The sequence below is a fragment of the Methylosarcina fibrata AML-C10 genome (assembly GCF_000372865.1).
Classification (GTDB): Bacteria; Pseudomonadota; Gammaproteobacteria; order Methylococcales; family Methylomonadaceae; genus Methylosarcina; species Methylosarcina fibrata.
Genome location: NZ_KB889965.1, coordinates 2,307,254 through 2,322,586 on the forward strand (window position 1 = coordinate 2,307,254; position 15,333 = coordinate 2,322,586).

7 protein-coding genes are annotated in these 15,333 nt (G+C 60.1%); all 7 read right to left on the minus strand.

The features are described 5' to 3' along the window. Positions 1-27: 27 nt before the first annotated feature. Positions 28-1,482 (minus strand): ATP-binding protein, encoded by a 1,455-nt coding sequence (locus A3OW_RS0110960; protein WP_020563486.1) that lies wholly within the window; start codon positions 1,480-1,482, stop codon positions 28-30. A gap of 362 nt (positions 1,483-1,844) precedes the next feature. Continuing rightward, a complete protein-coding gene (katG, locus tag A3OW_RS0110965; RefSeq protein WP_020563487.1) occupies positions 1,845-4,067 on the minus strand; it encodes a catalase/peroxidase HPI in 2,223 nt (740 codons plus the stop codon). A gap of 149 nt (positions 4,068-4,216) precedes the next feature. Then, positions 4,217-4,933 carry a 4'-phosphopantetheinyl transferase family protein gene (locus tag A3OW_RS0110970; RefSeq protein WP_020563488.1) on the minus strand — a complete coding sequence of 239 codons (717 nt, stop codon included), beginning with the start codon at positions 4,931-4,933 and terminating at the stop codon, positions 4,217-4,219. Further along, a complete protein-coding gene (locus A3OW_RS0110975) occupies positions 4,914-8,015 on the minus strand; it encodes an efflux RND transporter permease subunit (protein WP_020563489.1) in 3,102 nt (1,033 codons plus the stop codon). The genes A3OW_RS0110970 and A3OW_RS0110975 overlap by 20 nt, the downstream gene beginning before the upstream one ends. 10 nt (positions 8,016-8,025) lie before the next feature. Next, on the minus strand, positions 8,026-9,168 hold the full coding sequence (locus A3OW_RS0110980) for an efflux RND transporter periplasmic adaptor subunit (protein WP_020563490.1): 1,143 nt from the start codon (positions 9,166-9,168) through the stop codon (positions 8,026-8,028). Further along, positions 9,165-10,514: an efflux transporter outer membrane subunit gene (locus tag A3OW_RS0110985; protein WP_232422365.1), complete on the minus strand. Its 1,350-nt coding sequence runs from the start codon at positions 10,512-10,514 to the stop codon at positions 9,165-9,167. Before A3OW_RS0110985 ends, A3OW_RS0110980 begins: the two co-directional genes overlap by 4 nt. 55 nt (positions 10,515-10,569) lie before the next feature. After that, positions 10,570-15,333, minus strand: a 4,764-nt coding sequence (locus tag A3OW_RS28275) for a non-ribosomal peptide synthetase (RefSeq protein ID WP_020563492.1), incomplete at its 5' end; no start/stop codon positions are given.

Sequence of the window (15,333 nt, forward strand, 5' to 3'; positions counted from 1 at the left end):
AATTGTTGTTCCGAGGTGTTTACCTGATCAGTCGTTCAGTTCAGGTTGATTCAATTCCGACGCTCCCATCCAGTAGCACAGCAACGGTGCAGGCAAGCGCATGATTTGGGTCACTGTTTCGCCGGTCTGCGGCAAGCCGGTCATCAAACCGAAGTCGTCAAGCGATTTAGTCACGACATAACCTCGGGCAATTTTCTTTTGCTCGCATAGTTCGAGCAAGCCTTTCAATTCCCGCGCACCGGTGTGCTGGGCGCGGTATTTGACTTCGAAAGGAATAAATTGCCCGCCGATTTCGGCAACCAAGTCAACCTCGCGCTCTTGTTTGCCTCGCCAGTAGGTAAAACGTACATTCTGGGCATAATAACGCGCGAACAGGTGTTTGAACACGGCCGTTTCGGTCGCCACACCCAGCGCGGAAGGATCGTCGATGATGCTTTTGCCTTTGAGCAATACGGCGGGCGCGATCGCTGCATCGGCCAGGTAAATTTTGAAACGCCCTTTGAGCACATCCTTGCCGTAACCGAATGGGGGTAGCCGGTAAATCAGATGGCAGGCTTCCAGCAATTCGATGAAATGCTGGGCGGTGGGGCGCTTGACCTCCAGGTTTTTTGACAGGTCGGTGATATTCAGCAAACCGCCGTCGTGCATGCAGAGGTAGAGGAAGGTATGCTCGAGGTCGAGAACCCGGCGCACCCCAAACAGCGCGGTCATATCGCGTTTGAGCGCCTTGTCGATGATGTCTTCGCGCAGCAGGCGCTGGGCCTGGGTGATGCTTTCTACTTGCGCGGTTTGCGGGAAACCGCCGCGAATCAGATACTCGTGGAAATGACCGACATAGGGCGCGGCGATTTCTTGCGCCCGGTAAAATTGCGGCGGCGTCCAGTCGAACAGCTCTGTCAGGCTTTTTAACGGAGGCAATGCCGGCAGTTGGACCTGTTTGATTTGCAGGTATTCGTAAAACGATAGCGTGGTCAGCCGGATAGTATGCCAACGGCCGACGCCGGACTCCTGATCCGCTTCGACCAAAGGCATCGCCGAACCGGTAAAGACAATGCGGCGCTGTTTGTTGAAATCGATCTGATGTTTAACCCAAGTGCCCCAATCTCGGATAAACTGGGCTTCGTCGAGAAACAGATATTCAGGTCCATCGACACGCGGCTCACGCTCACGCCAGGCCTCCAGCACCGCTTCAATGCCGGCGAGCTTCAGTACGGGGTGATCGAAGGTAGCGTAGAGAATATTGGCGGCAGCGATGCCTTGTTTCAGTAGCGCGTCGATTTGTTGTTGCAGCAATGTCGTTTTACCGACTTGGCGTGCCCCGGACAACAGGATGGCGCGATGTACTGGCGGGCTGGCCACCCAACGGTTTAACTGCCGCCAAGCCGCACGCTGCCATCCCGGCAAATCGGCTATAGACTCACCGCGCCACCAAGGGTTGAATTGGGCCAATACCGCAATCAGCTCTTCTTTTGATACCTTCATCCGCAGATATTAGCATTTTTACGACATTATTGTCATGTATAGATAGCAATAAAATGTTTTTTTGGAAAAAATAGCTTCATATCCAATTTTTGAGATCGGTATCATTCAGCAGATAGGAGGAGCTCAACAATTTGGGCCTGGATGAGGATCGATCAAACAGAAATAACCTTAAAGGATTTCACCGGTGGCCTCTTTAGCTTTTTCCTTTTACATTATTGATCCGGCCCCATGAAGTCTCAACTCCGTTCGGGCTAAGCTTGTCGAAGCTCCCGAATGACTGGCCTTTCGACAGGCTCAAGGCGAACGGCTTCAAACTTTTAAGGGCCGGATCAATATATGGTTGGACTGCACCCTAACTGAGGTCAGCGTGTGTCAAAGCGATCCAAATCCATCACTTTGGCCCAAGCATCGGCAAAGTCCTGCACGAACTTGTCTTTGGCGTCGTCCGAGGCATAGACTTCCGCCACCGCACGCAACTCGGAATTCGAGCCGAAGATCAGGTCGACCGGCGTCGCCGTCCATTTGAGCTGGTCGGTAGCGCGGTCTCGGCCTTCGTAAATGCCTTCGGTTGCCGACTTGGTCCATTGTGTCGACATATCGAGTAGGTTCGCAAAGAAGTCATTGGTTAAAGTGCCAGGCTGGCTGGTGAATACGCCGTGTTTCGAATGGCCGGCGTTCGCATCCAGCGCCCGCATGCCACCGACCAACACCGTCATTTCGGGCACGCTCAAGGTCAGGAAATCCGCCCGCTCGACCAGCATTTCCGCAGGCGAGTGAGCATTACCCTTGACGAAATAATTGCGGAAACCGTCGGCTTTGGGTTCCAAAACCTCGAAAGACTTGGCATCGGTTTGTTCCTGCGAGGCATCCATCCGCCCCGGCTTGAACGGCACCTGTACCTTGACGCCAGCCTTCTTGGCAGCTTCTTCCACTGCGGCGGAACCGCCCAGCACGATCACGTCGGCGAGCGATACTTTCTTGCCGCCTTTCAATGAGCGGTTAAAGTCGTTCCGGATGGATTCTAGACGAGCCAGCACTTTGGACAGTTCGGCGGGATCGTTGACCTCCCAATCTTTTTGCGGAGCCAGGCGAATCCGCGCGCCGTTAGCACCGCCGCGCATATCGGTACCACGGAAGGTCGCTGCGGAAGCCCAGGCGGTTCTGACCAATTCAGGTATTGTCAAACCCGAGGCCAAAATGGCCGACTTTAGCTTGACGACATCCTTGGCGTCAATCAGCTTGTGGTCAGCCTTGGGAACCGGATCCTGCCAGATAAAGTCTTCGGCCGGCACTTCGGCGCCGACGTAGCGAGCTTTGGGTCCCATATCGCGGTGGGTCAACTTGAACCACGCCTTGGCAAACGCCAGCTCGAATTCCTTGGGATTATCGAGAAAGCGCTTGGAGATTTTTTGATACTCGGGATCCATTTTCAAAGCGATATCGGTCGTAAACATGATCGGCACATGGCGCTTATTGGGGTCGTGCGCATCCGGGACGAAGTTTGCGCCTTGGCCGTTTTTGGGAATCCATTGCGTCGCGCCGGCCGGGCTCTTGGTGGTTTCCCAGTCGAACGCATACAACCAGGTCAGATATTCATGGGTCCAGCGGGCCGGATTGGTCGTCCATGCCCCCTCCAGGCCACTACTGACCGTATCCACGCCATGGCCGCTGCCGCATTTGTTGGCCCAGCCCAAGCCTTGCTCTTCAATGCCGGCGGCGGCCGGTTCCTTGCCGACGCATTCGCCCGGCTTATGCGCGCCGTGGGCCTTGCCGAAGGTGTGGCCGCCGGCGATCAACGCCACTGTTTCCTCGTCGTTCATCGCCATGCGGCCGAAGGCTTCGCGGATATGCTTGGCCGCCGCCAACGGGTCGGGGTTGCCGCCCGGCCCTTCCGGGTTGACGTAGATCAGCCCCATTTGTACCGCGGCCAAGGGCTTGGCCAGCCCCCCTTTTTCATCGTGGCGCTCGTCGCCGAGAAATTTCTTTTCCGAGCCCCAATTGACGGCCTCGGCTTCCCAGTCGTCAGCCCGACCGCCGGCAAAGCCGATGGTTTTAAAACCCATGTCTTCCAAGGCCACATTGCCGGCCAATACCATCAAATCGGCCCAGGACAGCTTGGCGCCGTATTTTTGTTTGACTGGCCACAACAAACGCCGAGCTTTATCCAGGTTGACGTTATCCGGCCAGCTATTGAGCGGCTCGAAGCGTTGCTGCCCGCCCGAGGCACCGCCGCGTCCGTCGAAGATGCGGTATACGCCGGCACTGTGCCAGGCCATACGAATGAAAAACGGCCCGTAATTGCCGTAGTCCGCCGGCCACCAGGACTGGGAGGTATGCAAGACGCCCGCGATGTCTTTTTTTACCGCTTTCAGGTCCAGGGTTTTGAATTGTTCGGCATAGTTGAACGCCTTGCCCAGCGGGTTGGACTCGGCCGAGTTCTGTCGCAGTGGTTTCAGATCCAGTTGTTCCGGCCACCAGAAGCTGTTGGTCGTCGGCTGCATCTCGGCCAATGCCGGCGTAGTCGTCAATACGGCTGAAATGGCCACCGCCAACGCAGAAGCCAAAATAATTTTATTAGATTTCATGTTGCACCTCTGATCCTGGTTGTGGGTACATAAAAAAAGCAGGCCGTTGAGTTAATCAGTATAAATGCCGGCAGCGAGTAGAGCCATGACTTTGTGCAACTCCAGCGCCACGAAGTGCCGAGCACAACACTTGTCGACTCCGCCATGAATCACGCGCTCTCGGTTACGGTGCTCTGCAACCTTCGCCTGCGGCTCATCGCCCCACTGATTCCCGCGCCGAAATCGAGGTCTATCAAATGCCAATCGGATGGCTTTCCGCAATCCTTCGGCAAACCCAGAAATTTCGCTAGACTGCCCGGGGTTGTCTCGATCGATGCAACGCCGATACCGATGCCTGAACCAACCGCCTTGGCCAAGCTTTCCTTGCGCGTCCAAAAACGGTAAAACGCCGCAGCACGCTCTGCGGGCGACAGAGTCAGCCAATATTCCAATTCATTCGGCGCCAGGATTTCCCCGGCCAAACTTTCCGGGTCGTGGCGTGGATCCCACACCTCGATATCCACGCCCAGCTCGCGCGGACCCGCCGCCAGCAACATCCAGTCGCCGGAATGCGACAGATTGAAACGCAAGGCATGGGGGCCGCCGCTCGCATCCAGCAGAAACGGCTTGCCCAAAGTCTGACGGCCGAAGCATACCGCTTGCGGCGCAATACCGAGATAATGGCCCAGCAGCAAGCGTACCTTTCCGTGGCAAACCGCGTAACGGCGCCGGTGCAACTCGCGAACGAAACGCTGCGCGGTTTGCCGTTCCGACTCCGACAGCCAACTCCAATACTGTCGGTATTCGGCTTCTTCGGCCTGCAAAGACTCGAACCAAACGTCGGTTTCGTCCACCGTCAGAAACGGTTTACCGGCCACCAGCATCATCACCCCGCCGTTGAAAATCCTGCAACACCGCATAACAAACCGGGGTCAGCAACAGGCTGGCGAACATGCCGAACAGCAAGCCGGACGCCAATGACAATGTCATCGGCACCAGGAATTGCGCCTGCTCGCTTGTTTCCAGCAGCGTCGGCAGGAAACCGGCAAAGTTGGTGAGGAAGGCCAAAAAGATCGGCCGGAAACGCGCCGAACAGGCATCGGCGATCAGCGTCAAGCGATTAACCACACGCCTTTCGTGTTCGTGTATGTAATCCAGCAACACCATGCTGTCGTTGACCACGACGCCGCTGGCCGCGATCATGCCGACCAGAGACTCCATCGACAACGGCATGCCCAGCGCGGCATGCGCCAGCACCGCGCCGCACCAGGCCATCGGCGCCGCCAGCAAAAACACCAAAGGCAGCGCATAGGAACGGAACGCCACTGCGATAATAGCATAAATCACGCACAAGGCAATCGCGGTATTGCGGCCCAGAGCCCTCAAGGTTTGTTGCTGTTCCAGGCGTTCGCGGCCCAGATCGGCGTTCAGGCCGCTGAACCGGCTTTGCAGGTCCGGCAACACTCGCTGCTCCAGGTCGGTATAAATCCGATTCAAATCGGCTTGGGCCGGATCGACCCGCGCCGCGACCTCCAAAACCCGTTGCCGGTCGCGCCGGGTCATTTGCGCCACGCCCGGCTCGAATTCCAGCTTGGCCACCTGCGACAACGCGGTGTTTTTGCCGTCCGGCAACGCCACCGGCAAGGTATACAAATCACCCAACGCGCGACGCTGCACGAGCGGCAAGCGCACCATGACTTTGACCTCGCTGCGACCGCGCTGAAAACGCTGCGCTTCGACACCGTAATAAGCATGGCGCACCTGTTCGGCCAGGTCGGCCGTTTTCAGGCCCATCGCCTCGCCGGCCGCGGTCAATTGCAAACGCAGTTGCGGCTTGCCGGCGATATTGGAATCCAGTACGTCGTAAACGCCGGGATAGGCCGCCAATCGCTGCTTCAACGCCGCGCCGGCCGCGCGTAGCACCCGCGAATCGTCGGCGGACAAATTCAACACGATGTCATACGGCACATCACCTTCGCGGACGATGAAGTCAAGCCGCGCCACACCAAGCTCGCCGATGCGCCGCCGCCATTCACGCACGAAATCGTCGACTTTGATGCGTTGCCTGGCCGCGTTGGACAATTCCAGCCACAGCCCGGCTTCCTGCTCCCAAATCAGAGTCTCCTGCCCTATCAGCAAATTAAAACCAGGGTCGGCCCGCTCCAGCTCGTCGCGGTAATCCAGCAAGGCCTTTTCCACCCGTTCCGCCAGGCGCTTGGTTTGCGCCGGCGCGGTGCCGGGCGGCACGGTCAAGCGAGCCCAGAACGCATCCTTGCTGATGTCCGGATTCATCGCCTTGCGCACGTGGCCGCCGGCGTAGAACCCTCCAGTCAACAGCAACAAGGCCACGAACAGCGATAATACCAGGTAGCGCCAGTCCAGGGCTTTTTCCAGCAGCGGCCGGTAACGGCCAGCGACCCAGCTTTCCAACGACCGATTCATACGCTCGCGCCAGCGCGCCAATTTCGCGTTGTCCACGGAATCCGCCGCCGGTACCGCCAGATGTGACGGCAAAATCAAAAGTGCTTCCGCCAACGAAAACACCAAAGTCAAAATCATCACCCAGACGATGGGCCGCATCATCGCCCCGCTCCAGCCCGGCAGAAACAAGCCGGGCAGGAACGCCGCCACCGCAATCGCAATCGACAGCAACACCGGCAGCGCCACCTTGCCGGCGCCAATCGCGGCGGCGCGTAGCGGATCGGCGCCCGGCTTTTGTTGTTCGCTGTGCACGCTTTCGCCGATGATGATGGCGTCGTCCACCAGAATGCCCATCGCCAGCAAAAAGCCGAACAGCGACAACATGTTCAACGATAATCCCAGCAGCGGCATCCACCACAAGGTGCCGAGCACCGAGGTCAAAATCCCCATTCCAGCCCACCAGGCCACCCGAGCGCGCAAAAACAGCGTCAACACCAGCCAGACCAGAATGAAACCGCTCAAGCCGTCTTCCAGCAGAGTATCGACGCGCTGATCGAAGGCGATGGAATCGTCCCACCAGGTTTTCAAGCGCAAACCCGGCGGCAACGTCGATTGCGCGTGCGCCACGTATTCCCGCACGGCCTGAGCGACGGCGATGCCGCCGGCTTCGGCGTGAATCTCCCAACCCTGTGCCGGCAGACCGTCGTGGCGCCATTGCAACACTTTTTCGCCCAGGCCGTCGTTGACCGTCGCCACGTCGCCGACCGTCACCGTGCCGCCGTCGGCCAAATTGAGTAACGGCAATGCGGTCACCGTGTCGCCGCTAACCGCCCCCGCCCGCACGTGCAATAGCAAATCGCCGGTCGGCGTCTTGACCGGGCCTGCGGCCAATACCGGCGAAGCCCGCCGGATAGCCGCCGCCACTTGTTCCAGCGTCAGGCCGTATTGCCGCAAACGCTCGGCGCGCACCTCCACGCCGATTTCGTACTGCATGCGGCCGTAATCGACCGCCTGCGTCACGCCGGGCAGGGCCGACAATTCGGCGCGGATCCGTTCGCCCAGGTCTTTGAGGCGCAACGGATCGACATCGCCGTACAAAGCCACCCAGATCACCCCGTCGTCGCCGTCGCGCTGCGCCGCGCGCACGTCGATTTTTTCCACCGCCGCCGGCAAACGGGTCAAGGCGTCGATACGGCCGCGCGCCGCGCTCATCACCCCATCGCGTTCGTGGCCCGGCAAGACGCTGACATTGATCTGGCATTCGCCCTCGAACACGCCGGTATCCAGATGCTCGATGCCGGGCACATCGTGTATCGCCTCTTCCAGCGGGATACATAATGCGGCTTCCACGTTCTCCGGCCCGGCGCCGGGATAGATCGCGACGATTTCGAAGCGGCCGGGGCTGAAGCGCGGATAAACATCGCGTTCAAGCGTCAACAAACCGCTCAGACCGCCGAGCCAGATCAACAGCATCAAAAGATTGGCCGCGACCGGATTGGTGGCGAACCAGGCCAAAGGCGAGCGCGAACGAAAAACTGGCAATTTCATGGTGCCTCCCCTACAGCAAGGCGTCGGCCGCTTCGACGACGACCTTCTGCCCGGAAACCGGCGTTTCGATACCGGACACCACCACCCGTTCGCCGGCCTGCAAGCCGCCGCCGACCCAAACCCGGTCCGCATCGCTACGCAGCACCTGCAAACGGCGAACTTCCAGTTTGCCATCGGCATCGACCAGCACCGCCTCCTGGGCCGCATTCAACGCGCCGCGCGGCAATTCGATCACGCCGTCCAACTCCTTGCCTTCGATTTCCGCCGTCAAAAAGGTGCCGGGCAACAAGGCCGGCGTGCGTTCCGGAGCATCCAGACGCGCGACCCAATATTCCAGTCCCGTGGCCTGATCGATGATGCCCTCGCGGCGCACGATCACCGCCTCGCGCCGCACGGTTTCCAAGCCGCGTTCGGCGGTCAATACCACCTTGGGGCGATTCGCCTTGCTTGCGTTGGGTTCCAGCAAGTAGCCGATCTGCGCCTGGCTCAACGGTAAGCGCACCTCGGCGGCATCGTCGGCGTAAATTCGACCCAACACCTTGCCCATTTCGGCCAGTTGCCCGACGCCGGTCGATTTCTCCTTGATCCGGCCGTTGAACGGCGCGCGGATCTCGCAGCGGCTCAGATGCAGTTTGGCGTCGGCCAGTTCGGCTTCCGCCTGTTTCAGTCTGGCCTTGGCTTCCTGCACCTGCGGTTCGTGCAGCGACAGCGGCGTCGGCGCGCCTTGCCCCAGCACCTTCCATTCCCGTTGCGCCTGTTGCGCCGCCGCCTGTTCTTCCGCCAGTTTACGCTTGGCTTCGGCCAGTTGCGTCTCGGCGCGCACCACGGCCAATTGGTATTCGTGTGCCGCCACTTTGGCCAGCACCTCGCCGGCCTTGAAGCGCCCTCCGACCACGAAACTGTCGTGCAAGGCCTCCACCCTACCCCGCACCTCGGCGGTCAAATCGATCTCCCGCACCGGCTGCAACACGCCCTGGCTGCGAACCGGCACGCGCAGGCGCCGCGCTTGCGCGCTCAACACTTTGACGACAGGCACGGCTTCGTCCCGATGCGTCGATTCCGGCGCCGATCCCTCAGCCAACAACCAAGCGCAGATACCAGCCGCCAGCACGACCAAAACCGGCAAGACGACACGCCATCGTGCCGCCGTCATACGCCGCCGCCCAGAGCCAAATACAAGTCCAGCCGGTTATTCAACAATTTAAGCCGAGCGTCCAGCAGCGCGGTTTGCGCGATCAGAGTGCTGCGGTAGCTATCCAGTAAAGTCAAAATATCCACGGTGCCGTTTCGGTAGGAATAAATCGCCAGCGCGCGGCTGGTTTCGGTTTGTTTGACGGTAGTGGCCAATGCCTGTTCACGGCCGCGCAGCCAAGTCTCGGCGGCCAGACTTTGCTCGACCTCACGCAAGGCCTGCAACACGGTTTCACGGTAAGAGTGAAGAGCCTCGTCGCTTTGCGCCGCCCGCAGGTCGATGTCGGCTTGCAGCCTGTCGCCGGCGTACAAAGGTTGGGTCAACCCCAAGGCCAAGTTCCAGGCCGCCGAGCGCGGATCGCTCAAATCGGCCAATGTGTTGCCCAGGCTGCCGCCCGAGGCCGCCAGGGTCACGCGCGGCAACAATGCCTTGCGGGCGCTGCTCAAGCGCTGGTCCTGGGCGCGCAAGCGGGCGAATGCGGCCACGATATCCGGTCGGCGGCTCAATAATTCGGCAGGCAAGCCGGCCGGCATCGCCGCCGGCAATTCGGGCAGTTGGCCGCAACGCTCGACGCTCCCGGCCGGATATTGCCCCAGCAACACTTCCAGCCGCCGCTGCGCAAGCTGAACTTGGTTGGTCGCATCGTCTAGCTCGGCACGGGCATCGCTGAGATCGGTCAGCGCCAGGCTCAAATCCAGACCTTGCGCCAAGCCCAAATTGAAGCGGCCTTGCAGTAATTCAACCAAGGCGCCCCGGTCGTCGATGGAAGACTGCACGACGGTCACCCGCTGGCGGGCTTCGGCCAGTTCGAAGCAAGTCTGCGCGGTGCGCGCCGCCAGCGACAAGGCCGCCCCGCGCCAATCGGTCTCGGCGGCATCGGCGGTCAACTCGGCGGCTCGACGAGCATCGCCGATGCGGCCCCAGACGTCCAATTCCCAACTGAAATTGAAAGGCACGGCCCAGAGATTGCCGTCAGCTAAATAGGCCCGCGCGTGGCGGCCGGCGTCGGCGTGCTGAAATTCCGGCGCCAGATCGACTTGCGGCTTAGCCGCAGCACCTTCGATGCGCGCCAACGCGCGGGCTTGCGGAATGCGCGCGGCAGTGGCCTTCAAGTCGTTATTGCCGTCCAGCGCCGCCGCGACAAGGACTTTGAGGTCGTCATAGTTAAAGCTCGCAAGCCAGGCCGACACTTCGGCCCGATAGCCATCGGCGGGGCGTGCCATCCAGGCCGATGGCAACCCCACGGCGTCCTTGACCGGATCGCGTTCCGGGACTTCGACGCAGGCGGCGGTCAGTAGGATGGGCAAACTCCAAACCAAACCGAACCAAAGCCTTCCAATACTCATCGAATTTTTATTACGCTCATCTCTGAGCATTTGCCTTCCCTTGCAATAGCGCAACAATATCGGCGATGAAATCCGCATCGCGCACGATGCCGGCATGATCACTGTCGACCCGCGCCGAACCCAGCACGCGGTTGTCGCAGGCCTGCTCCAGAATGGCTTGCGCCAACTCCGCCGCATCGCCGGCCGCGCGCGACCACCAGCAATACATGCCGGCGCGGACGGGCTCGATACGGTAATGCTCGCTCAACTCGGTCAGGTGTTGCATGATCGCCAGGCCATTTTGCAAATCCAGCAATTTTACCCACTCTCCCGCCGGATGCGTAGCACCGATGGATTCCGGCAGTTTTGCCAGCGAATCCGGCTCCACGTCCGCCAGCTCCGGCGCCATGTCGCGCAATAGTTCCCGCAGATTGTCGCCATCGTCCTCTGCTTCTTCATCATTTTCGAAACCGGGCACAAAGCAATCGGCCAAGCCTAAGAATCCGATCTCGCGGCCGGCCTGTTCCAAGGTGCGCGCAATGCTCAAAGCCAATGCGCCGCCCAGCGACCAGCCCAGCAAATGAATCGGACCTTGCGGCTGGCTTTGCGCAATCGCATCGGCATAATCGCGTGCCATGTTTTCCAGCGAAGCGTCGCGCCAATTCGCATCCAGAAAGCTGCGGCACAACAGGCCGACCACCGGCCGCTGTCCGGCCAGCGCGCGGGCCAGCGGGTAATAGCCGAATACCGCGCCGCCGGCAGGATGCAAACAAAACAGCGGCGGCAACGGACCGGCGGCATGGTTCAGAGCCACCAGCGGCGACAAGGATGTTGACTTATTTTGCGCCGCCAGAGCAGCGATGGTCGGCTGCTGCAACAAACGGCTGAGCGGCAAATCCCATCCCAGCTCGCGGTTGATCGTCGATAGCAAACGCAAAGCCAGCAAAGAATGCCCGCCCAGTTCGAAGAAATTATCCTCGATGCCGACCGTTTCCAGGCCGAGCACTTCTTGCCAGATTTGTACCAGTTGCCGCTCGGTGTCGTTGCGCGGTTCGATGCGGCTTTGGCCGATCCGCTCCGGCTCCGGCAGCGCCTTGCGGTCCAGTTTGCCGTTGGGCAGTTTGGGTAACTCGGGCAGCACGACGATCTGCGCCGGAACCATGTAGCCCGGCAACTGCCGGCTCAGGGCGCTGCGCAGTTCGTCGCCGTCGATTTGTCCTTGATCTCCCACCGCGTAACCCAACAATCGCCCGCCGGCGCCGACTTTAGCCGCCGCTTCGCGCACGCCGGGCTTGGCCAGCAAGGCATTCTCGATTTCGCCCAGTTCGATCCGAAAGCCGCGCAGTTTGATTTGCTCATCGACTCGACCCAGGTAGTCGATGCTGCCATCGGCGCGCTGCCGCACCCGGTCACCGGTGCGGTACATGCGCTGGCCGTCGCCAACGAACGGGTCGGGCAAGAAGCGTTCACCGGTTTGTCCCGGCCGGTGCCAATAGCCCTGCGCCAAGCCCAGGCCGCCGATGTACAGTTCGCCGGCCACGCCAACCGGTAATGGATTCAGGTCGGCATCCAGCACGTAAGCGGTGCGGGCCCCGATGCACTGACCGATCGAGGCGTAGATACCGCTGCATTCGATGTCGGCTTGCCAAGCCAGTGGAGTTATGACACATTCGGTGGGACCATAGGCGTTGAATAAACGCTCGGGGCGCAAGCGGCTTTGAATCAAGGCCAGGCTGTTCTGTGGCAGGGCTTCGCCGCCGACAGTGCAACCGGTCAATGTGGGTGCTTGTTCCGGGTTTTCGAGCTGGCGGGCCAGTTCGGCCAGATAGGCCGGCGATACGTCGATACGACTAATCGCATGATCCCGAATGGCTTGCAGGGTCCGGTCGACGCTCCACTGTGCCGGATCGCCCATGACCAGCGTGGCGCCACGCAACAGCGGCACCGCCCATTGTTCAATGGCGGCATCGAAGCTGAACGAGGCAAAGTGAAGACAGGTTTCTTGCGCCTGCAAGGCATACAGCTCCGCCATCGCTTCGCAATGCATGGCCAGCGGGCCGTGAGCGACAACGACGCCCTTGGGCTGGCCGGTGGAACCGGAGGTGTAGATCAGATAGGCTGGCGTTTCCGGGTGTAACGCCACGTCGGGCGGCATATCGGGATAGGCGGACAAGTCGAGTTGGGCGAGGTCTATCCGTTTGACTGCATTGACCGCATCCACCCTGCCGATCGTCGCCTCACAACCGATCAGCCATTCGGCGCCGGCATCGTCCAGCATGTAGCGCAAACGCTCACCCGGATACTCGGGGTCCAGGGCCAGAAACGCCGCGCCGCATTGCCACACCGCCAGACAGGCAACCAGCATCTCCACCGAACGCGGCAGGCTCAAAGCCGCCACCGCGCCGGGACGCAGGCCTTGATCCAATAAATAATGCGACAAACGATTGGCCTGACTGTGCAGCTCGGCGTAACTCGTCCGCTCCGCGTCGGCTATCAGCGCAACCGCAGCGGGCCGGGTTTGGGCCTGGCGGCGGATTAACGATGGCAACAATTTTCCGGGATAAAATTGCGCAACAGATAACGTATCGATAAACGCGGCCTCTCCCAAGCCAAGCGCGCCGATACAAATATCCGGCTGCTTAGTCATTTCCAGCAGCAAATGACGCAAACCGTTCGCCATCCGTCGCATATCGTCTGCGCCGAAATACGCACAGGCATAATCGAAGCCGATTTCCAAGCGCTTGCCGACGGTCACGTCCAGCGTCAACGCATAATTGGTCACGTCGCGCTGACTCAGATTGCCGATACGCAGGTCGTCGTTGGTCTGGCGCAAGGCCGCATCGACCGGGTAATTCTCGAATACCACCAACGTATCGAATAACTCGCCGCTACCGGTTCCGGACCAACGTTGCACGTCGTACAACGGCAAATATTCGTGCTCGCGCATCTGCAAATTGGCGATTTGCAATTCGCGCAGCCAATCCGCCACCGGCTTGTCCGGCTCGATGCGGACTGCAACCGGCAAGGTGTTGATGAACAAACCTAAAATATTTTCCGCGCCAGGCAAATCGCCGGGTCGTCCGGCCACGGTGGTGCCGAACACAGGGGTTCGGAGACCGGTGTAATGCGCCAACAATAGTGCCAAGGCACCTTGCACCAAGGTATTCAAGGTCAAATGCTGCCGTTGTACAAAGGCCTGCAAGCCCTCGGTTTCGGCATCCGACAGCTTGCATTCAACATAAGCGTTGCCATGTTGTCCCGGCGCAGCCAAACAATTCGCCAACAGGCACGGTTCACGAACTTCGCGTAAATTTTCCCGCCAAAAGGCTTCTCCAGCTTTCCTGTCTCTGGCTGCCAGCCAGGCGATGTAATCGCGGTAACGGCCTGTTTTTACCCGAGTTGCTGACTTTCCTTCGTATACTGTCATGACTTCGGCAAAAAATAGCGAGTTGCTCCATCCGTCCAGCAACAAATGATGGTTGGTCCAAATCAGATGCGTCCGCCGTTCGGGCAAACTGACCAACGTTAAACGCTGCAGCGGCGGACGAGCCAGATCGAAGCCGTGCGTGTAATCGGCTTGCGCCAACGCGGTCAACTCGTCTTCGATAAATGCCCCCCTCCCCCAATCGAGACAAGAAACCGGTATCTTCGCCTCACGCCATACGACTTGTAACGACGCATCGCCCTGCCAGAAAAATCCGCTACGCAGAATCTCGTGCCGGTTGGACACCTCTCGCCAGGCTTGAATAAAACGTGGCACATCCAAACCCGTCAAATTCAGCACCAACTGAGTGACATAGAGATTGGCTTCCGGTTCGCGTAGCGCATGAAACAGTATCCCCTGCTGCATGGGCGAGAGCGGGTAGACATCTTCGATCTGGGCGTGCGGGATCGGCAGCGCGTCGAGCTGGGCTTGGCTGAGGTTGGCCAGCGGCACGTCGCTCGGGGTTAATGTCGGTTCCGCTTGCAGGCAATGGTCGAGCAATCGGTTTAAGTGCAGCTGGTAGCGTTCGAGCAGGGTTTTGATCGTGTCGGCTTGGTAGCGCTCGCGGCTGTAGCTCCAGTGCAGGCGCAATTGGCCCTGGTAGATTTCGCCGTTGATTTCCAGTTCGTAGGCCAAGGGCGTCTGCGGGTCGCGTTCGTCGCCGCTGTCTTCGGCGGCCGGTTGCAACAGGGCGTCGTCGCTGAAGCTGCTGTCGAGTTGGCCGAGGTAGTTGAACAAGACTCTGGGCCTGGCTGGGTTGACGGAGGCTTCGTGCCGCGCGTCCGCTGGGTGTTGGTTGGTCGGGCTCAGGTAATGCAATACGCCGTAGCCCAAGCCGCGATCCGGCACTCGGCGCAGTTGTTCCTTGACGGTTTTGACGGTGTCGACCTCGCTCGTTTGCGGACTGAGTTTGACCGGGTACAGGCTGGTGAACCAGCCGACCGTGCGGCTCAGGTCGAGAGCGGCTTGCGGATTATCGCTCGGCATGAGCTCGGCTTCGCGGCCGTGGCCTTCCAGAGCGACGGCAATGTCGGTTTGCCGGGTCCATTCGCACAGGGTCTGCGCCAGGGCCGCCAGCAGCAGTTCCTGAATGCGGGTGCGGTAGGCCGGATTGGCGTCGTGCAGGAGCTGGCGGCTGCGCTCGGCGCTCAGGGTCAGGGTCTGGCTGACGCGGTCGCGGGCTTCGGCCCGGCCTTGCGGGTGGTCGCAGGGCCAGTTGCAAAGGCTTGTGTCGGTTTGGCTTTGGTCTTCGCCTTGCGCCTGCCAGTAGCCGCGTTGGGCTTGCAGGCCCGGGCTTTGGGCATAGTTTTGCAATGC